19 protein-coding genes are annotated in these 19968 nt (G+C 71.9%); 6 read left to right on the top strand and 13 right to left on the bottom strand.

What is annotated here, in order from left to right; all coding sequences use genetic code 11:
* Nucleotide 1 precedes the first annotated feature (1 nt).
* Nucleotides 2–1195: an ROK family transcriptional regulator gene (locus JAV51_RS07810; protein WP_197319979.1), complete on the bottom strand. Its 1194-nt coding sequence runs from the start codon at nt 1193–1195 to the stop codon at nt 2–4.
* Between the two features lie 124 nt (nt 1196–1319).
* On the opposite strand from JAV51_RS07810, the gene JAV51_RS07815 reads away from it, so the two are divergent.
* Nucleotides 1320–2417, top strand: coding sequence for an ABC transporter ATP-binding protein (locus JAV51_RS07815; protein WP_197319980.1), 1098 nt, complete (start codon nt 1320–1322; stop codon nt 2415–2417).
* A gap of 70 nt (nt 2418–2487) precedes the next feature.
* Entirely contained in the window at nt 2488–3240 is a 753-nt protein-coding gene (locus JAV51_RS07820; protein WP_197319981.1) for a triacylglycerol lipase, read from the top strand.
* Nucleotides 3241–3251: 11 nt separating this feature from the next.
* Here the strand turns inward: JAV51_RS07820 and JAV51_RS07825 are convergent, their stop codons facing one another.
* From JAV51_RS07825 to JAV51_RS07860, 8 genes are all read right to left on the bottom strand, one after another.
* Nucleotides 3252–4067, bottom strand: a complete 816-nt coding sequence (locus JAV51_RS07825) for an MBL fold metallo-hydrolase (RefSeq protein WP_197319982.1) — start codon at nt 4065–4067, stop codon at nt 3252–3254.
* A 2-nt stretch (nt 4068–4069) separates the two neighbouring features.
* Nucleotides 4070–4591: a hypothetical protein gene (locus JAV51_RS07830; RefSeq protein WP_197320126.1), complete on the bottom strand. Its 522-nt coding sequence runs from the start codon at nt 4589–4591 to the stop codon at nt 4070–4072.
* 245 nt (nt 4592–4836) lie between these two features.
* Nucleotides 4837–5151 (bottom strand): hypothetical protein, encoded by a 315-nt coding sequence (locus tag JAV51_RS07835; RefSeq protein ID WP_197319983.1) that lies wholly within the window; start codon nt 5149–5151, stop codon nt 4837–4839.
* 152 nt (nt 5152–5303) lie between these two features.
* Nucleotides 5304–5777, bottom strand: a complete 474-nt coding sequence (locus JAV51_RS07840; protein WP_197319984.1) for an NUDIX domain-containing protein — start codon at nt 5775–5777, stop codon at nt 5304–5306.
* Complete coding sequence (gene nrfD / locus JAV51_RS07845; protein ID WP_197319985.1) at nt 5774–6835, bottom strand: NrfD/PsrC family molybdoenzyme membrane anchor subunit; 1062 nt, start codon at nt 6833–6835, stop codon at nt 5774–5776. Before nrfD ends, JAV51_RS07840 begins: the two co-directional genes overlap by 4 nt.
* A 1-nt stretch (nt 6836) precedes the next feature.
* A complete protein-coding gene (locus JAV51_RS07850; RefSeq protein ID WP_197319986.1) occupies nt 6837–7769 on the bottom strand; it encodes a 4Fe-4S dicluster domain-containing protein in 933 nt (310 codons plus the stop codon).
* 1 nt (nt 7770) lies between these two features.
* Nucleotides 7771–11019, bottom strand: a complete 3249-nt coding sequence (fdh, locus tag JAV51_RS07855) for a formate dehydrogenase (protein WP_197319987.1) — start codon at nt 11017–11019, stop codon at nt 7771–7773.
* Between the two features lie 68 nt (nt 11020–11087).
* Complete coding sequence (locus JAV51_RS07860; protein WP_197319988.1) at nt 11088–11372, bottom strand: hypothetical protein; 285 nt, start codon at nt 11370–11372, stop codon at nt 11088–11090.
* Nucleotides 11373–11542: 170 nt separating this feature from the next.
* Between JAV51_RS07860 and JAV51_RS07865 the strand changes: the two genes are divergently transcribed.
* The gene (locus tag JAV51_RS07865) at nt 11543–12049 is read left to right on the top strand and encodes a flavodoxin family protein (RefSeq protein WP_197319989.1); all 507 of its coding nucleotides are present in this window, start codon (nt 11543–11545) and stop codon (nt 12047–12049) included.
* Nucleotides 12050–12062: 13 nt separating this feature from the next.
* Here the strand turns inward: JAV51_RS07865 and JAV51_RS07870 are convergent, their stop codons facing one another.
* Together JAV51_RS07870 and trxA are read right to left on the bottom strand one after the other, a co-directional pair.
* Nucleotides 12063–12332: a PASTA domain-containing protein gene (locus JAV51_RS07870; protein ID WP_197319990.1), complete on the bottom strand. Its 270-nt coding sequence runs from the start codon at nt 12330–12332 to the stop codon at nt 12063–12065.
* A 62-nt stretch (nt 12333–12394) separates the two neighbouring features.
* Complete coding sequence (trxA, locus tag JAV51_RS07875) at nt 12395–12754, bottom strand: thioredoxin (protein WP_197319991.1); 360 nt, start codon at nt 12752–12754, stop codon at nt 12395–12397.
* Between the two features lie 129 nt (nt 12755–12883).
* Here trxA and JAV51_RS07880 point away from each other — a divergent pair, with 129 nt between their 5' ends.
* The 3 genes from JAV51_RS07880 (at nt 12884) to JAV51_RS07890 (ending at nt 16921) form a co-directional block, all read left to right on the top strand.
* Nucleotides 12884–13522, top strand: coding sequence for an alpha-ketoglutarate-dependent dioxygenase AlkB (locus JAV51_RS07880; protein WP_197319992.1), 639 nt, complete (start codon nt 12884–12886; stop codon nt 13520–13522).
* Between the two features lie 66 nt (nt 13523–13588).
* Entirely contained in the window at nt 13589–14863 is a 1275-nt protein-coding gene (locus JAV51_RS07885) for an ATP-grasp domain-containing protein (RefSeq protein ID WP_197319993.1), read from the top strand.
* A 12-nt stretch (nt 14864–14875) separates the two neighbouring features.
* Nucleotides 14876–16921 carry a CocE/NonD family hydrolase gene (locus JAV51_RS07890; RefSeq protein WP_197319994.1) on the top strand — a complete coding sequence of 682 codons (2046 nt, stop codon included), beginning with the start codon at nt 14876–14878 and terminating at the stop codon, nt 16919–16921.
* Here JAV51_RS07890 and selB read toward each other — a convergent pair.
* Both selB and selA read right to left on the bottom strand, forming a co-directional pair.
* Nucleotides 16912–18651 carry a selenocysteine-specific translation elongation factor gene (selB, locus tag JAV51_RS07895; RefSeq protein WP_197319995.1) on the bottom strand — a complete coding sequence of 580 codons (1740 nt, stop codon included), beginning with the start codon at nt 18649–18651 and terminating at the stop codon, nt 16912–16914. The two genes, JAV51_RS07890 and selB, sit on opposite strands and share 10 nt — an antisense overlap.
* Nucleotides 18639–19952 carry an L-seryl-tRNA(Sec) selenium transferase gene (gene selA / locus JAV51_RS07900; protein WP_197319996.1) on the bottom strand — a complete coding sequence of 438 codons (1314 nt, stop codon included), beginning with the start codon at nt 19950–19952 and terminating at the stop codon, nt 18639–18641. Before selA ends, selB begins: the two co-directional genes overlap by 13 nt.
* Between the last annotated feature and the right edge of the window lie 16 nt (nt 19953–19968).

The following is a 19968-nucleotide window of genomic DNA, read 5'->3' on the forward strand; positions in this document are numbered from 1 at the left end:
CTCAACTCGCCACCCAGCGAGCGGGATTCTCCACGAGTCTCCGAGTCACGGTGGCGGCGGCCGCCACCGCCACCGCGTCACCCGTCAGCCCGGACACCGACACCGGCGGCGGGTCACCGGGGAGACGACGACCGAGTTCGTCGGCCACCTGGTCGGCGAACTCGGTCCCCAACGCGGCGAGCTGACCGCACACCACGATCCGCATCGGGTCGTACAGCACCGACAGCCCGGCGAGGGTGTCACCGAGCGCGGCGGCCGCACGCCGCAACGCCGTCCTCGCCTCGGGCGCCTCCGACCGGGCCAGCGAACGCATTTGTCCGTCACCGCCGGGAAGCCGCGACGCCGCCCGCTCCCCGACCGCGCGCAGCACCGCGCGAGGCCCCGCCACCGTGTCCAGACACCCCCGCGCCCCGCACCGACACACCTCGCCCTGTCGCCGGTGCCGGACGTGTCCCAACGGACCGGACGGGCCGCTCTCCCATCGCTCCCCGTCCTCGACCACACCGACGCCCAGGGACAATTCGCCGCCGATCGCCAGCAGCGGGGTGGCGGCGTCCGCCGGACCGAACCACCACTCGGCCAGTGCCGCCAGGCGGGACGCGTCGTGGGCGGCCACGGGGATCGCACCTCCGCTCAACGACTCCAGCCGACGCGACAGCAGGTCCGCCAATGGCACCCGCTGCCAGCCGAGTTCCACCGACAGCACCCGCCCCGCCGCGTCGACACGCCCGGGCACTCCGACCGCCACACCGGCGACCACCGCGTCCTGGTCGACCGCCGAGGCCAGCAGCCGACGCAACACCGGCTCGGCGGCCTTCACCACCGACGCCGGATCACCGTGGGCGTCGTCGATCCGGCGCAGCGCTCGGTCGCGCACCCGGCCGGTCAGGTCCAGCACGCAGCCCGCGACGTGGTCCGCCTCGATCTGCAGGCCGACCCCGACCGGCCCGAACGCGTTCAGTGCGAGCTCGGTGGCCGGTCTGCCGGGTCCGGTGTGCCGCGCGGTGCCCAGTTCCCGCACCAACCCGGCGTCGAGCAACTCGCCCACGAGCTGGGTGACCGTGGTCTTCGTCAGCGCACTGCGCTGCGCCAGTTCGGCACGGGATGCCGCGCTGTGCCGTGCGATCAGCCGCGCGACGAGTGCCAGGTTGTGGGCGTGCTGACCGTCCTGACGTGCGGGAATGGCCCAGTCCACGACCTCTCCTGGGAGTAATTAGTCAGTCCATCGGACTATCTAACTATAGCCACGATCGGGTGAGGGGCGGTAGACAGTGCGCACCGCGAGCCTCAGGAGCTCGCCTGCGAGAGAGGAACAGCGCATGGCCGAGGTGTCGTTCGTCGAAGCGTCCCGACTCTTCCCGGGCAGCCCTCCCGTGCGCGCGGTGGACAAGCTCTCCCTCGACATCGCCGACGGCGAATTCCTCGTCCTGGTCGGCCCCTCGGGTTCCGGCAAGTCCACCGCCCTGCGGATGCTCGCGGGCCTGGAGGACGTGGACGAGGGTTCCATCACCATCGGTGGCAAGGACGTCACCGGCGTCTCCCCCAAGAACCGCGACATCGCGATGGTCTTCCAGTCGTACGCGCTCTACCCGCACATGACCGTCGCCGAGAACATGGGCTTCGCGCTCAAGATCAAGCGAGTGCCGAAGACCGAGATCGCCGCACGGGTCGCCGAGGCCGCTCGCCTGCTCGACCTCACCGACTACCTCGACCGCAAGCCCAAGGCGCTCTCCGGTGGTCAGCGTCAGCGCGTGGCGATGGGCCGGGCCATCGTGCGGGAGCCCGCCGTGTTCCTGATGGACGAGCCGCTGTCCAACCTGGACGCCAAGCTGCGGGTCGAGACGCGTGCCAACATCACAGCCCTGCAGAGCAGGCTGGGCACCACCACCGTCTACGTCACCCACGACCAGGTGGAGGCCATGACGATGGGGCACCGGGTGGCGGTGCTCAAGAACGGCGTCCTGCAGCAGTGCGACACCCCGAAGGCGCTGTACGACACCCCGACGAACGTGTTCGTCGCCGGGTTCATCGGCTCGCCCGCCATGAACCTCACGACCGTGCCGCTGACCGACGGTGGCGCCACGCTGGACGGGCTCACGATCCCCGTCGCCCGTGACGTCCTGGCGGGGAGCGCGGCGGACCTGCGGGAGGTGACCGTCGGCATCCGGCCGGAGGGCCTGCGCGCCGCCTCGGCGGACGAGCCCGCGCTGGAGCTGAAGGTCGAGCTGGTCGAGGTCCTCGGCTCCGACGCCTACGTGTACGGGCAGGTGGACGTCGGTGGGCGCAGCGAGCGGTTCATCGTGCGCACCGAGGCCGACCGGGCCCCGTCGTTCGGCGAGACCATGCGGGTGACGCTGCGGCACGCCGACGCCGCGCACACGTTCGACCCCGAGACGGGACAGCGCCTCACCGCCTGAGTTCCACACCCGGCACCGCATCCGGCGGGTGCGTCGCGCGTAGGTGACGTGCCAGCGGGTATGGACCCGCATGTGGTCCTCGCAGGATGCGGTGCTCGTGGTGACGGCGCGCATGATTCCCCGGCTGGTGCGCCACCCCGTGTGGCAGTCGGGCCGACCCGACGACGGTGCTGGGCAAGGGGTGCTGCTCGTCCCCGGCTTCGGCTTCGGTGACTGGAGTCTGCGGCCCCTGCGCGCCTGGTTGCGTCGCCGCGGCTACGACGCCCGCGGAACCGGCACCGGCCTGAACCTCGGCTGCACGACCACGCTGGTGCGGCGGATCGAGCACCGGCTGGACGAGTTGGCCCGTGTGACGGGACGCCGCGTGATCGTGGTCGGGCAGAGCCGGGGTGGCTGGCTCGCGCGGATCGCCGCGGTCCGCCGACCGGACCTGGTGCGGGCGCTGGTCATGCTCGCCGCGCCCGTGCTCGATCCCCTCGGGGTCCACACCCGTGGCGTGGAGTTCGCGCGGGCCCTGGCACGCGTGTCGGCCTGGGGAGTACCCGGCCTGCTCGACGCCGACTGCCTCGACGGGACCTGCCATCGGCGCAACCGGGCGCTGCTGCGCAAGCCATTGCCGCGCCGGGTCCCGGCCGTGTCGGTGTTCTCCCGCCGGGACGCGGTGGTGCCGTGGGCGCTGTGCCAGGACCCGTGCGCCGACTGCGTCGAGGTGACCAGCTCGCACACCAGCATGGGCCTCGATCCCGAGGTCTACGTCGTGCTCGACGGGCTGTTCGGCCGGTGGAGCGCCGACCCGAGGCCCACGCCGTACGCCGTCCGTTGATCGTGTCCGGCTCACTGCCCCGCTCGTAGGGACACGCTCTGTCCTCGCCGCAACAGTCGCACCTGTGTGTGCAGCCGCCGTTCCTCCACCTCGACGAGGAAGTTCGACACCGGTGAGGTGAACAGGCCGTAGTCGTCGTGGTGCACGGGCACCGCCTCGGCCGGTTCGAGCAGCTCCAGCAGGTCGGCGCCGAGGCGGTCGTCCATCGACAGTCGCAGACCGAGGACGCGCGCGCCGCCGAGGTGCACCACGGCGAGGTCGAGGACGGGGAACCGCTCGGCGACGGGGCGCAGCGCTGCGTGTGGCACCGTGTCGCCGCTGAGGTAGATCCGCAGCGGCTCGGACGCCGGTGTCGGCCGATACTCCAGCACGCTGCCCTGTACCGGCGGCAACACGAGATGGTCGAGCACGGTGCCCGAGTGCCGCGCCGGGACGGCGGTGACGGTGAGGGTCGCCTCGCCACTGCGCAGGACCTCGCTCTCCCACACCCGCAGCGGAGTGGCCGCCGTGAACCCGTGCCGTCCCAACCGGCGGGCGGCGTGGTGGGTGGTCAGGATCGGCACGTCCCGGGGCAGGTGCCGTCGCGCCGTGGTGTCGAAGTGGTCGCCGTGCAGGTGTGACAGCACCACGGCGTCGAGCCTCGGCAGATCGGACGGTTGCGCGGCGGGTTCCGTCCGACGCCAGGTGACAAGGCCGTGCCCGATGTGCACCCACTGCCCCCGGTGGAGGAAGTTCGGGTCGGTGAGCACGGTGAACGGTCCGAGTCGCAGCAGCGTGGTCGCCGTGCCGAGGACGGTCAGGGTGTCGGGCGCGGGCTCCAGCGGCATGCCTACTCCCGTGGCAGCGGACCGACGTCCGGGCGGCGCCCCGGCAGGCGCTGCGCGTGGAGCTGCCCGGGCCCTGGGCCCCACCGATTCGCGAGCGCGTCGGCCACCGCGCCGGTGGCGAAGGCGTAGACCGCCTTGTGCACGAGGTCCACGACGAGCTCGTCACGCGGCCACGTCCACGGGGGCGCGCCCACTCCCGTGGCGTTCTCGAACGTCTGGTCGTTGGTCAGGCGCACCGCGAAGAACAGCAGGGACGACCACGGGCCGCGCAGTCCGGCACCGGCCATGACCCCTCGGAGCGCGCCGAGCAGGCTCGCCTGGCTCACGTGCATGGCGAGATTGCGCCGCCGGGCTCGACGCCCCCGTACGTGGTCGAGGCCGAGCAGTCGTTCGAGGGTCCGGGCGGGCACGTAGGAGTCGGGGCGTCCCGTGATGCGCTGCTCCAGCTTCTCGGCGACCGTCATGGCGACGGCTCCGCCCGTGCCGGCCAGCACGCCCAGGGCCGCCGAACGCCCCCAGGCCATCCTCGTCGCTCGCACCGTCTCGCCTCACTCCGTCGCTGTGGCTCGTGGTCGACTCGGCGGGACACGGTGGTGTCGTCCTCCCGCCGGGTGGGCCGGTCCGCGCGTCCCGGACGGCGGACCGGCCCGGTGCCGCGGACGCCGGACCTTCGGCTCCCCCGTCCCGCGGCGCGACGGGGGAACGTCGCGGACCTCACGCGGAGGGCACGCAGCCAAACGTGTCCGGCGGCCCTCCCGGTTCCGTCGGCTCACGCCGCGCTCCGCGCGTCCGGGACCCGTGGCGCCGGTGCCGCGTCGGAGACGTCGAGGGCCGCGTAGCAGCTCGGGCACAACAGCCAGCCGTCGCGAACCCCGACGAGTGTCGCTTCGCAGTGTTCGCGACACCGCGCACAGGCGAACTCGACGGCACACGCCAGACTGTGCAGATCAGCGTCCGGGCGCACCGGATAGGAGGAGAGAATCTCCACGGTCGTGTCGTCGGGAAGCACGATCGCGTGAGCCGGTTCCCCCACGACGTGGGTTGGACCTGTGCCCACCGAGGAGATCTGCGGCGCGATGCTCATGGTGGCAGGCGTACCCCGGTCAGGGGGCGGCAAACGGCACCGCCGGAGTTGGTTCCACCTCGCTCGGCCGCCCACGAGGTGCCGTTCGGGCGGGCACTCGTCGGCCGGGTGTCGTCGGCCGCCACGGTGGCCGCTCGTTCGGGTGAGCGGTCTCAGCGCAGCTGCTCGACGAGCCGGTCGACGAAGACCCGTTGTGCGGCAACGAGTCTGCTCTTCGCCCGATCGGGGGTGAACCAGTCGACGCGGTCGAGTTCGGGGAATTCGCGGACCACTCCCGATCCCTTCGGCCACTCCAGCCTGAAGGTCCCCGGCACCACGGTGGCGAGATCGAGATCACCATGCAGGGCGAAGGCGGTCACGACCTTTCCACCCGACTGCCGCACCTCCCCCAGCGGCGTCAGCTCGCCGCGCGGCGGGGGCACGCCGAGTTCCTCGGTGAACTCCCGCCGCGCCGCTGCCTCGGGCGTTTCGTCCGGCTCGTACTCCCCTTTCGGGATCGTCCACGCCCCGGCGTCCCGGCGAGCCCAGAACGGTCCGCCCATGTGGCCGAGCAGGACCTGCGGCGTGTTCGAGACGAGGCGGTAGAGGAGGATGCCCGCGCTACGCCGCCCGCGTGGCGGGCTCACCGCTCGGCGGCGCCGTCGCGCGCGGCCTGGCGGTGGCGGAGACGTTCACGCTGCGGCACCACCGTGTACTTCGGATCGGCCGCCGACACTCGGCCCGCCCCGAAGACCCCCCACTTCGTCAGCGCGGACCCCGCGAGCAGGGCCGCACCGGAGAGGGCCCGCACGATCCGGCTGCGTCGGGCCGCGAACGCCCCGGCGGTCCCGGCCACCGCCAGCGCCTCGCCGACGCGGACGAGCGTGCCGGACCGGCCCTGGTGATAGGGCTCGGCGACCATGCCGAGTCTGCGCTCCAGCAACCGCGAGGCACCGAGCTCCAACGCGGTGCCGAACAGCGCGAAGTTCCGCGCGGGTGTCAGGTCCGTGGGTCGGCGAGCGGCGAGCACCCCGAGTCCTCCCGCCGCCACCGCGCCCGAGCCGACGAAGACGTACGGCAGTTCGCGGTGCGCGTCGTGCCACGCGGGCACGGCGGTGTCCGCCACGAGCGCCGCCGTGTAGGACGCCACTCCGGGACCCGTCACCGCCGCGGCGGCCGTGGCGGCCGCACCGATCCTCGGCAGCAGGCCCGTGACCTCCGAGGCCGCCGCGAGTCCCGCCATCGGCCCGTACACCGACAGCAACCAGGAGCCCATGCTCATCGGCGACGTGGGCTTGATGACCCGCAGCATGTTGACGAACCGCGACGGCCTGCCGAGGTCGTGCACGAGCGCCACCACCGAGGCACCGATCGCTCCCAGCGCGCCGATCTTCGTGACCCTGGCCAGGTGCGCCCGACCGGTGACCTGCGAGCCCGCCGCCAGCAGGGACGCCCCGCCCGCGAGCCCGCCCAGGAAGAGGTAGGCGGGCACGTCCGGGACCTTCCACACCGGACCGTTGAGCACCGGCTTGCCGTAGTACGAGGTGAACTCGGCTTCGGGGACCATGGCCTGTTCACCACGCCGTCTCCTGCGGCGTGGCCCGGGCACCCGTCCCGGCGCTCCCGTGACGGCCTCCCGTCCGGGACGCGCCGTCACGGCGTCGCGTCCGGCCCCGTCACCTCGTGCGTCGTCACGGCCGGTCATGTCACCGTCCTTTCCGTGCGCCGAGGAACGCCGCGGCCGCCCCGGCCGCCAAGGTCACCGCCGCCGACACGACGTGTCGCCACATCCGGGGCAGGTCCCGCGTGGTGACCACGGGGTCCGGTGGCAGTCCGTACACCTCGGGCTCGTCCAGCAGCAGGAAGAACGCCCCGTCGCCGCCCACGCCGTCGTTCGGGTCGGCACCGTAGAGCCGCGCGTCGGAGATCCCGGCGTCGTGGAGCTGCTCCACGCGGCGGGCCGCCCGCTCCCGCAGCTCGTCGAGGGGACCGAACTGGATCGAGTCGGTGGGACACGCCTTGGCGCACGCGGGTTCGAGACCGCTGCCCAGCCGGTCGTAGCAGAGCGTGCACTTCCACGCCCTGCCGTCGCCCTTGCGTTGTCCGATCACACCGAAGGGACACGCGGGAATGCAGTAGCCACACCCGTTGCAGACGTCCTGCTGCACCACCACCGTGCTGAACTCCGTACGGAACAACGCCCCGGTGGGGCACACGTCCAGACACGCCGCCTCGGTGCAGTGCTTGCAGACGTCGGAGGCCATGAGCCAGCGGAACTCCCCCTCGTCTCCGGGGGCGGTGGGGGTCATGCCCGCCTCGCTCGGCGGGGTGCCGGTGCCCTGTTCGGCGAGCGCGAGCACGTCGGTGTCGGCGTGGAGGTCGGTCTGTGCCACGCCGAGGGGTTTGCGTTGTTCGATGAACGCCACGTGGCGCCAGGTGTCGGCGCCGAGCCCGACGGTGTTGTCGTACGACATGCCCGTGAGCTCCTGGCCGTCGTCGGGCACGGCGTTCCACTCCTTGCAGGCCACCTCGCACGCCTTGCACCCGATGCACACCGTCGTGTCGGTGAAGAACCCCATGCGCGGCGGGTGGTCGACGTAGCCGGTGGAGTCGGCCGGCTCGGTCGTGGCACTGCTCATGTCACACCTCGGTCCCCGTCTCGTCGGTGATGCCCGCACGCCGGCGGTACTCCTCGACCAGTGCCACGCGCGCCGGTCCCCTCGGACGTCGCCCCGGCCGGATGTCGCAGGCCATCGCCTTCACCTCTTGGATGTGCACGTTGGAGTCCAGCGCCATGCCCGCCAGCTCGTTGGCCGCGTCACCGGTGGACAGGCCGTTGGGCCCCCAGTGGTACGGCAGACCGATCTGATGCAGGGTCCGCCCCTGGATGCGCAGTGGGCTCATGCGTTCGGTGACCAGCACCCGGGCCTCGATGGCGGCCCGGGCCGACACGATCGTCGCCCACCCCAGGTGTTCCAGCCCCCGTTCCGCCGCGAGCTGCGGGGAGATCTCGCAGAACATCTCCGGCTGCAGCTCCGACAGGTAGGGCTGCCACCGCGACATGCCGCCCGCCGTGTGGTGTTCGGTGAGCCGGTAGGTCGTGGCGACGTACGGGAACACCTCCGACCCGGGTTGCGACCCGCTGGGCTGGTAGCGGGCGTACTCGTGCTGCAGCACGTCACGCACCGGGTTGCGTTGCTGGCCGTACAGGAGGTTGTCGAACGGCGACTCCTGCGGCTCGTAGTGCGTGGGCAGCGGCCCGTCGGTGAGTCCGGCGGGCGCGTAGAGCCACGCCTTGCCGTCGGCCTGCATGACGAACGCGTCGACCCCCGACAGCGCGTCGGGCCCGGTCGCGTCCGGGTCCGGCACGAAGTCCGGCGGCTTTTCGGCGTCGAAGTCGGGCACGTCGTGACCGACCCATCGCTTCCGCTCGGCGTCCCACCACACGTAGGCCTTGCGTTCGCTCCACGGCCTGCCGTCGGGGGCGGCGGAGGCACGGTTGTAGAGGATGCGCCGGTTCAGCGGCCACGCCCACGCCCACTCGGCGGCCACCCAGTCCTGCTCCGACGACGGTTTGCGTCGCGCGGCCTGGTTCACGCCGTCGGCGTAGACGCCGCAGTAGATCCAGCAGCCGCACGCCGTCGAACCGTCGGAACGCAACTGCTGGTACCGCGACAACGGCCTGGCCTGCGCGTCGTAGCCGTTGATCTCGGCGAGCACGGCCTCCGCCTCGGGTTCGTCGTGCGGCCCCTTGGTCGGGTAGTCCCACGTCAGGTCGAGGATCGGCCGGTCCCGTTCCCGCGTCGAGCCCGCGAGCTTCTCGCGGATGATGCGGCCGAGGTGGAAGGCGAACCACAGGTCGCTGCGGGCGTCGCCCGCCGGTTCCACGGCCTGGTAGTGCCACTGCAGCAACCGCTGCGTGTTGGTGAAGCTGCCGTCCTTCTCGGTGTGCGTGGCCGCGGGCAGGAAGAAGACCTCCGTGGCGATGTCGGTGGTCTTCAGCTCCCCGCTCTCGATCTCGGGGCCGTCCTTCCACCAGGTGGCGCTCTCGATCATCGAGAAGTCGCGGACGACGAGCCAGTCCAGGTTGGCCATGCCCATGCGTTGTGCCTTGGCGTCGGCCGACCCGACGGCGGGGTTCTCGCCGAGCAGGAGGTAGCCCTTGCACGTGCCCTTCATCTGCTCGATCACCGTCTCGTAGGTGCCGTGGCTGCCGGTCAGGCGAGGCAGGTAGTCGAAGCAGAAGTCGTTGTCGGGCGTCGCGGCCGGTCCCCACCACGCCTTCAGCAGGCTCACCAGGTACGACCGGAGGTTGCCCCAGTAGCCCTTGTGCGCGCTCTCGGCCTCGACGAACGTGTCGAGGCTCAGATCGCTCTTCGCGTGCGGCATCGGGAGGTAGCCGGGCAGCAGGTTGAACAACGTGGGGATGTCGGTGGACCCCTGGATCGAGGCATGGCCCCGCAACGCGAGGATGCCGCCACCCGGCCGTCCGATGTTGCCCAGCAAGAGCTGCAGGATCGCCGCCGTGCGGATGTACTGCGCCCCGACGGTGTGCTGGGTCCAGCCGACCGCGTAGGCGAACGCGGTGGTGCGGTCGCGGCCGGAGTTGTCGACCAGTGCCTGGCACACCCTCAGGAAGGTCTCCCTCGGCACCCCGCAGATCTGCTCCACGACCTCCGGGGTGTAACGCGCGAAGTGCCGTTTGAGGATCTGGAAGACACAACGCGGGTGGGTCAGCGTCGGGTCGGTCTCGGGTTCGTTGCGGATCTCCGGACCGCCCGAGCCGTGTGCCTCCCCACGCGCTGCCTCCGACACGCCGCGATCGCGTTGCAACTGGTCCGGGTGCCCGGACGCGGGTCGCACGCGCGCGCCCTGGTACTGCCAGGACGACGGGTCGTAGAGGCGCTTCTCACGGTCGAATCCGGAGAACAGACCGTCGAGGTCCTCGGCGTCGACGAAGTCCTCGCTCACGATCGACGCGGCGTTGGTGTAGGCCAGCACGTAGTCGCGGAAGTAGCGCTCGTTCTCCAGGACGTAGCGGATGATGCCGCCCAGGAACGCGATGTCGCTGCCCGCGCGCAGCGGCACGTGCAGGTCGGCCATCGCGCTCGTGCGGGTGAAGCGCGGGTCGACGTGGATCACCGTGGCGCCGCGTGCCTTCGCCTCCATCACCCACTGGAAGCCCACCGGATGACACTCGGCCATGTTGGAGCCCTGGATGATGATGCAGTCGGCGTTGGCCAGGTCCTGCTGGAAGGTCGTCGCACCACCGCGACCGAAGGAGGTTCCCAAACTGGGAACCGTGGAGGAGTGTCAAATGCGCGCCTGGTTCTCGACCTGCACGGCGCCGAGGGCGGTGTAGAGCTTCTTGAGGAGGTAGTTCTCCTCGTTGTCCAGGGTCGCGCCGCCGAGGCTGGCGAAGCCGAGGGTGCGGTTGGTGGTCTTGCCGTCCACCTCGGACTGCCACCCGGCCTCGCGGGCCTCCAGGATCCGGTCGGCGATCATGTCCATCGCCGTGTCGAGGTCGAGGGTCTCCCAGTCGGTGCCGTACGGCCTGCGGTAGAGCACCTGGTACTGCCGTGTCGACCCGGTGGTGAGTTGGAGGCTCGCCGAGCCCTTCGGACACAACCTGCCGCGGCTCACCGGCGAGTCGGGGTCCCCCTCGATGTGCGTGACCTTGCCGTCCTTGACGAAGACGTTCTGCCCGCAGCCCACGGCGCAGTAGGGGCACACCGACTTCACGACCTTGTCGGCCCCGGCAGTGCGGGCGAGCAGCGACTCGCTGACCTTGCTCTTCGCCGCCGCGCCCCGGCCGGTGCGGTCGCCTTGGGTGAACTGGCGGTAGACGGGCCAGCTCGCCAGCCACTGTTTCCACTGCCCTCGCGTCATCGCGTTCCCCTCGCTTCGTCAGCCGGACCGCTCGCGTGATCGCGTGTCATCTCGATCGAACCACGCGATCACGCTCCACGCATCCGGGCGTCACGCGCAACGCGTTCGGCCAACCAGCGGAGAACGACGTCGTTCGCCTCCGGATTGTCCACGGGAGGCAGCGCCAGCGCCTGGCTCCCGGCGACGAGGTGGCGGTCGTGTCCCTCCTCGGGCGCCGGAGCGTCCCCGCCGTCGGCGGGCAGCCCGGTCGCGATCAGGTATGCGAGCCCGGGCCGGATGCCGAGCCTGCGGGCGGCGGCGCGGTAGTCGAGTCCCGCGTCGAGCAACGCCGTGACCTGCTGTGACGTCGGCACGATGCCCTCCGTCCCGTGCGTCGCACCTCCACGTGCCGTGCCGGAACGTCGGGTACCCGGCCGGGTCGGGGTCCACACGACAGCGGGGACGAACAGCGGGGACGAGCACGGCCCGGACGCAGGTCCTTAGGACCCTGGCGGCGACGGCTCCGCCCGGTCATGGTGGCCGCATGCGTTCGCTGGTGGTCTACGAGTCCCTGTTCGGCAACACGCGCTCGGTGGCCGAGGCGATCGCGACCGGACTGTCCGGTGAGGTCGACGTCGTGGAGGTCGGGCAGGCTCCGGACGAGGTGGGCGCGGGACTGCTCGTGCTCGGGGCTCCGACCCACGCGTTCGGGATGAGCAGGACGGCCACCCGCGAGGACGCCGCGCGCCGCGCGCAGGCCGCGAACGTCACGCTCGTGTCGCGGACCGACGGGATGCGGGAGTGGCTGGGGCGGGTGCGAATCGCCTCGCCCGTACTGCTGGCGGCGTTCGACACCAAGATCGCCCGGCCTCGGTTGCCGGGCTCGGCAGCCAAGGCAATGAGCAAGAAGCTACGGGGCGCGCCCGTCGAATGGATCGCGCCCGTCCGGCACTTCTACGTGGTGGACACGCTCGGCCCGCTCGTCGACGGTGAACTCGGCCGGGCCCGGGAGTGGGGCGCAAGGCTCGCCGACCGCGTTCCGGCGCGGTGACGATCGGGCCGTGTCATTCGGGGGACGCGGACTCCAGCGGCCCCGTGCTGGAGGCACCGACCGGAGCCTCCTTGCCCGGGTGCACCCACAGCACCACGTCGGCACCCTCCACCGCTCCGGCGGCTCCGATGGGTCGTTGAGCGGTCACGATGCCCGACATCGGCAGCTCTCCACCGTCGGGCGGCACCGGGTTCAGTCCGGCCCTGCGCACGATGTCACACGCATCGTCGGCGCCAAGACCGACGACGTCGGGCACCTCGGTGACCGGGCGAGGACCACGCATGAGGCCAGTGTAGGCGCTCGCGATCGGCGACGGCAGTCCTCGACCGCGAGCGCCTGCCGTCGTCAGCCGGCGCGTTCGATCTCCGCGCGCACCTCGTCCATGTCCACCTGCCGCACCTTGTCGATCAGCTCGTCGAACGCCGAGGCGGGCAGGGCCCCGGGCTCGGCGTAGAGCACGACCCCGTCACGCACGGCCATCAGGGTCGGGATCGAGGAGATGCCGAACGCCTGCGCCAGTTCGACCTGTGCCTCGGTGTCGACCTTGCCGAACGTGATGTCGGGGTGCTGCTCGGAGGCCTGCTCGAACACCGGCGCGAACGCCCGGCACGGCCCGCACCACGACGCCCAGAAGTCGACGAACACCGTTCCCGGTGCGCCGACGATGTCGTTGAAGTTCTCGCTGGTGAGTTCGACTGTCGCCACTGCTGTCTCCTGTCGTCGTGGGCGTCCATGGTCGGACACTGTCGTCAACAGCGCGGCACGGGCCACCATTCCGACCGGGCACACCCGCAGCGAGTAGAACATATGTTCGAGTCAAGCTACGCTGGCGCCATGGACCGCGCACTACAGGGCTCGCTGTTCGACTCGCTCGCCCCGGGCGACGAGCCGTCGCTGCGCCCGCTCGACGGCGTGCGACGGACCGAGCTCTCCCACGGCGCCTGGATCGACGTGATGCCCGGGTGGCTCTCGGGAGCAGACGTGCTCTTCGAACGCCTGGCGGAGCGCGTGCCGTGGCGGGCAGAACGCCGCGTCATGTACGACCACCAGGTCGACGTCCCCCGACTGCTGTGCTTCTACGGCGAGAACGACACCCTGCCCGAGCCTGTCTTGGAGGCGGCCCGCTCGGCGCTGACCGCCCGCTACGAGCGGGAACTCGGCGAGCCGTTCCGCACGGCGGGGCTGTGCTACTACCGCGACGGCCGCGACAGTGTCGCCTGGCACGGCGACCGCATCGGCCGGGGGCGCCGGGAGGACACCATGGTGGCCATCCTGTCGGTCGGCGCCGCGCGGGCGCTGCTGCTGCGGCCTCGCTTCGGCGGCGGGGGCACTCTGCGCTACCAGCTCGGGCACGGCGACCTGCTCGTGATGGGCGGGTCGTGTCAGCGCACGTGGGAGCACGCCGTGCCCAAGACCGGCAAACCGACCGGACCGCGTATCAGCATCCAGTTCCGGCCCCGCGGCGTTCGCTAGCCGTTTCACCAGAACCGCTGCCGGACACCCTGAACGGGACGAGTCGCTGTCCGCGGGAGGTGGCCGGTGGCCGAGAACGTCTTCGTGCTGGGCCTCGACGAGGGCAACGCCGAGCTGCTGCACCGGCTCCCCGACGCCCGGAACCACCGGTTCCACACCGTCCTCGACGTCGCGGACCTGCGGATCGGCTACACCGACTTCCTCGGCTGCCTGCAGCAAGCTCGGACGGTACTCGACGCCTTCGACGGTCCCGTCGACGCGGTCACCGGCTACTGGGACTTCCCGGTCACCTCGCTGGTCCCGGTGTTGTGCGAGCGCTACGGGCTGCCGAGCACCAGCCTGGAGTCGATCGTGAAGTGCGAGCACAAGTACTGGAGCAGGCTGGAGCAGGCGCAGGCCACCGACTCCTGTCCTCGATTCGGACTCGTCGACCTCACCGCCGCACCTGCGCGGCTGCCCGACGGCCTGGAGTTCCCGGTGTGGCTCAAGCCGGTGAAGTCGACGTCGTCCAAACTCGCCTACCTGGCCCGCGACGAGGCGGAACTCGCCGACGCGGTGGCCGCGATCCGCGACGGAGTCGATCGGGTCGGCGGGCCGTTCGACGCCGTGCTCCGGCGCGTCACCCTGCCGCCCGAGGTGGCCGACGTCGGCGCGCGGGCGTGTCTGGCGGAGGAAGCCGTCGGCGGCGCGCAGGTCACGGTCGAGGGTTACCGCCACCATCACCGACCGCACGTGTACGGGATCGTCGACTCGGTGTGTTACCCGGGAACGTCGTGTTTCCTGCGCTACCAGTACCCGTCCACCCTCCCCGAACGACTACAGCGTCGGGTCTCCGACATCGCCGAGGCCGTCGTGGTCCGGCTGGGCCTGCGGTCGACGACCTTCGACATCGAGTTCTTCGTCGACACCACCACCGACCGGGTGTGGCTGTTGGAGGTCAATCCCCGGCTGTCGCAGTCGCACGCCCGCCTGTTCGAGGCGGTGGACGGCGTGACGAACCTGCACTGCATGGTGAGCCTCGCGCTCGGCCGGGCCCCGGACATGCCGCATCGGAAGGGACGCACGGCCGTGGCGGCGAAGTGGTTCCTGCGCCGCTTCACCGACGGGATCGTGCGCCGGGTTCCGAGCCCGGAGGAGATCGAGGCCGTCGAACGCGAGGTCGGCGACGTCGTCGTCGACCTCACCACGGAGAAGGGCGCCCGGTTGTCCGAGCAGTACGCCCGCGACAGCTACAGCTACGAACTGGCCGACGTCCACGTGGCGGCCGGTGACCCGCAGGAGCTGACCGAGAAGTACGAACGCTGCGTCTCCGCGCTGCGCTTCGAGATCGACGACGTCTGACGGAGGCCGGTCGTGCGCACAGTCACCTCGTTCCCGTACGACGTCCGCAGGGACGACCATGTGTGGATTCCCCTGTCGGACGGCACCCGGCTCGCGGCGAGGATCTGGCGCCCGGTGTCCTCCGACACCGAGCCTGTGCCCGCGATCCTGGAGTTCATCCCCTACCGGCTGAACGACCTGACCTTCCAGCGCGACTCGATCCATCACCCGTACCTCGCGGGCCACGGGTACGCGGGCGTGCGCGTGGATCTGCGTGGCAGCGGCAACAGCGACGGTGTCCTCGCCGACGAGTACCTCGACCGGGAGCTGCGCGACGGCGAGGAGGTGTTGGCGTGGCTCGCCGAGCAACCGTGGTGCGACGGCACCACGGCGATGATGGGCATCTCGTGGGGCGGGTTCAACGCCCTGCAGATCGCGGCCCGCCGCCCGCCCAGCCTGCGGGCCATCGCCACGCTGTCCTCCACCGACGACCGCTACGCCGACGACGTGCACTACATGGGCGGGTGCCTGCTGTCGGACAACCTGTCGTGGGCGTCGACCATGTTCGCCTACAACTCCTGTCCACCGGACCCGGCCGTGGTGGGGCCGCGCTGGCGGGACATTTGGTGGGAGCGGCTGGAGCACTGCGAGCCGTGGCTGGTGGAGTGGCTGCGTCACCAGCGCCGCGACTCCTACTGGCGGCACGGCTCGGTGTGCGAGGACTACTCGGCCGTGAGATGCCCGGTGCTGGCCGTGAGCGGGTGGGCCGACGGGTACTCGAACTCCGTCTTCCGGCTGCTACAGCACCTCGACGTGCCTCGCCGGGGCCTGATCGGCCCGTGGTCGCACAAGTACCCCCACCTCGGTCGCCCCGGCCCGGCGATCGGGTTCCTCCAGGAGCTGGTCCGCTGGTGGGACCACTGGCTCAAGGGCGTCGACACCGGCGTGATGGACGAGCCGATGCTGTACATCTGGATGCAGGAGAGCGCGAAACCCGCGACCGCCTACGAGCGGCGGCCGGGCCGGTGGATCGGCGAGCCGTCGTGGCCGTCGCCGACCGTCGAGCCCACCGACTTCGTGCTCCGGCGCAACCGGCTCGGACCACCGCGCGATCCCGGCGACGAGGCGGGCGGCCGCGCCGAGGGCGGGGAGCCGCTCACCATCGAGTCGCCGCTGTCGGTGGGGCAGTTCGCGGGCAAGTGGTGTTCGTACAACGCTCCCCCCGACCTGCCGTACGACCAGCGGGAGGAGGACGGCGGATCGCTGGTGTTCGACACCGACGTGCTCACCGAGCGCCACGAGATCCTGGGTTCCCCGGTGGTGCACCTGGAGCTGAGCAGCGACCGACCGGACGCGATGGTGACGGTGCGGTTGTCCGACGTCTCACCGGACGGACGCGCCACGCGGGTGAGCTACGGCCTGCTGAACCTCACGCACCGCACCGGCCACGACCAGCCCGAGAAGCTCGAACCCGAGCGGCGTTACCGGGTCGACGTGCCCCTGAACGGCGTGGCCCAGGCGTTCCCGGCCGGGCACCGCATCCGCCTCGCGGTGTCCACGTCCTACTGGCCGCTGGCGTGGCCGCCGCCGGAGCCGGTGCGGTTGACGGTGTTCGCCGAGCGCAGTTCGGTGACGCTGCCGATGAGGCCGATCCGGGAGGGCGAGAAGGATCTCGCACCGTTCGGTGAACCCGAGGGAGCCGCTCCCACCCCGGCCCGGCGGCGGCAGCCCGGTGAGGGCCGCTGGACGGTCTCCCGCGACCTGGTGGGCTACCACTCGGCGCTCGACGTCGTGAAGGACCTCGGGGTGCTGCACTTCGACGACATCGACCTCGACGTGCGGCGTCGCGCGGACGAACGCTACGAGTGGGTGGCCGACGACTTCGAGTCGGTGCGGGGCAGTGTGGACTGGACGATGCGCTTCACCCGGGGCGAGTGGGATGCGGCCACGGTCACCCACACCACGCTCACGTGCACGCCGTCGGAGTTCGTCGTGCACGCCCGGCTCGACGCCTACGAAGGCGAGCAACGCGTGTTCTCCCGCAACTGGCACACGTCGGTGCCTCGCGATCACGTGTGAGGGCGCCGCAGCGTGCGGGTGCCGTCCGGTCCCCTGCGGGTCCGGCCCTCGGCGTCCAGTCGCTCCAACAGCGGGACGGCGACCCTCCGGGTGGTGCCGAGGGCACGCCGGGCCTCGCTGACGGTGAACGGCTCGGGCAGCTTCGCGAGCACCCGGACCGCCTCGTCGAGCGCTCGCGGACCGAGCACGACGCCGTCGGCGATCCGCAACAGTCTGCCCGCGCGTTCGGCGGCGGCGAGGTGCGCGGGACCGAGCCCGGCCTTCGCGAGGTCGTGTGCCTCGGGTGCGACGAACGGTTCGCGGGCGAACCGGCGTTCGAGCGTCCGCACCGCCGACTCGACGGACGCGGGCAGGGTGGCCGTGCGCGACGGGTCGACCACGACGCCGTCGCGGACCCGCAGTCCGGCGTCCCGGACGGCGGTGGCGACGAGGTCGTCGGGCACGTCGAGCGCACTGCGCAGCGACTCGACGGACAGTCCTGCCGACAGCGGATGCCGCTCATACCACGCAGCGACCCGTTCGCGGACCTGCGAGGCCAGTCGCTCGGGCAGGTCCTCGGCGACCGCCCATCGGCCCACGCACGTGCCCGGGACCTCCCACCCGAGCGCGCGCAGTTCGGCGACGGGCACGACGCCGTGTCGGCGGACGTGGGCGGCGGCGGGGTCGGCCAGCTCCACCGCCCGCGCCTTGGCCGCGCCTCGGCGCCGGAGCGCGGGCGGGCGCGGGTCGAGGACGTCGAACCCCGCGGGCACGGCGTGTTCGCCGGGATCACGCAGCAGCCCGCGATCATCGGCACGCAACGGCAGCTCCCGCGAGAACGACAGCCGCGCCAGGTCGGTCCCCAGTGGACGGACTCGGCACGGCACGGCCGCCGAGCCGACGTGCGCGACCAGCTCCCGGTGCAGGCCCTCCGCCTTCTCGCCCCGCAGACGGACATCGGCCTCGCGCGTGTGTCGCCACGCCCCCGGGGTGAGCAGGACGTCGCCGCGTCCCAGTTCGTGGTGGTCCACGCCGCGCAGGTTCACTGCCACCCTGGCCACCGCCCGCACCGTGTCGTGATCGGTTCCGAGGGACTGCAGACCTCGAACCACGCAGCGGCGGCCCGCGACGACCACCTCGTCCCCGATCTCGATCGTGCCCGCCCCGAGCGTCCCGGTGACCACCGTCCCGGCACCACGGACGCTGAACGAGCGGTCGACCCACAGCCGGACGTCGGCGTGGTGGTCCGGCCGGGGCAGCCGCCCGCCGAGGGCGAGCAGCTCCGCGCGCAGCGCGGGCAGGCCCTCTCCCGTCCTGCCGCTCACCGCCACCGCGGGAACGCGTCCCAGGCTCGTGGCGGCGAGTCGGTCCAGCGCGTCGGCGAGCACCGGCTCGGGATCACTCCGGTCGGCCTTCGTCACGGCCAGCACACCGTGGCGGACGCCGAACGCGTCGAGTGCGGCGAGGTGCTCGCTCGACTGGTCCTGCCACCCCTCGTCGGCGGCCACCACGAACAACACGGCGGCGACGGGCCCGACACCGGCGAGCATCGTCGGGACGAAGCGCTGGTGTCCCGGGACGTCCACGAACGCGAACGCCTGCCCCGCCTCCCACATCCAGACGAACCCGAGATCGATGGTCAGGCCCCGACGGCGTTCCTCCGCCAGCCGGTCGGGCTCCATCCCCGTCAACGCGCGCACCAGCGTGGACTTGCCGTGATCGACGTGTCCCGCCGTGGCTACGACGTGCATCGCCGGACCGCCTCCACCAGACGTCCGTCCGCCTCGGGCGCGACCGCGAGGAGATCGAGCAGACACCGTCCCTGCTCGACGCGGCCCACGACCGCGGGCTCACCGGTCCGCAGCCGCCGCGCGTACGACTCCGGCAGGCTCACCCCGGCGCTGGGCAGGTCGACGCCGGGTGCCCCTCCCCCGCCGACGGCGGCCGTGGTGGCGACGGCGACCGCGTCGACACCGTGACGACGCAACGCGCGGGCGAGCCGCTCGGCCCGCGCCCGCAGCGTCTTCGGGTCGGTGTCGAGGAACCGGCGCACCGGAGGCGTGGGGCCGCGCAGGGTGGCCTCCAGCGCGGCCAGCGTCAGCTTGTCCACCCGCAGCGCCCGCGCGGCCGGGTGCCGCCGCAGTCGGCGCACGAGCTCCGGCCTGCCGAACAGCAGCCCCGCCTGCGGGCCGCCGAGCAGCTTGTCACCGCTGGCGGTGACCATTGCCGCCCCGTCGGCGAGCGCGCTCGCGGCGTCGGGTTCGTCGGGCAGGCGTGGATGGGCCCGCAGCAGCCCCGAGCCGATGTCGGCCACCACGGGAACCCCGAGGTCGGCGAGGCGGGCCACCGGGACTTCGGAGGTGAAGCCGCTGAGGTGGAAGTTCGACGGATGCACCTTCAGCACGAACCCGGTGTCCGGGCCGATCGCGTCGGCGTAGTCGGCCAGGTGGGTGCGGTTGGTGGTGCCGACCTCCCGCAGTCGCGCCCCGGCCGAGGTGACGAGGTCGGGGATGCGGAACGAGTCGCCGATCTCCACCAGCTCGCCACGGCTGATGACGATCTCTTTGCCCGGCGCGAGCACCAGCGCGCACAGCAGCAGCGCGGCGGCGTTGTTGTTCACGACGTGCACGCCGTCGACTCCCCCGGCCTCGGGCAGCGCCTCCGCCAGCGCCGCGAGCGCCCCCTGACCTCTCCGGGCGCGACGGCCGGTGGCGAGGTCGAACTCGACGTCCGTCCCACCCGCCGCGACGCTCACCGCGCGCACCGCGGCGGGCGACAGCGGAGCCCGCCCCAGATTGGTGTGGACGAGCACGCCGGTGGCATTGAGGACCTCACGCAACGACGACGCCGTGGCCGGAAGCAGGGACACCGCCTCGTCGGCCACCGCCTCCGGGGCGATCCGTCCTTCCCTGGCGCGCTGCTGTGCCTCGGTGACCGCCCGCCGGACGAGGGAACGACCGAGCTCGTCCACGGCCTTGGCCAACCGGGGCTCGGCGAGGAGCACGTCCGTGCGTGGGATGCGCCTGCGCGGGTCAGCGCCGGAATCCGCCACGGACGCCTCCTCCCGA

It is taken from the genome of Saccharomonospora sp. NB11 (assembly GCF_015910535.1).
Taxonomy (GTDB): Bacteria; Actinomycetota; Actinomycetes; order Mycobacteriales; family Pseudonocardiaceae; genus Saccharomonospora.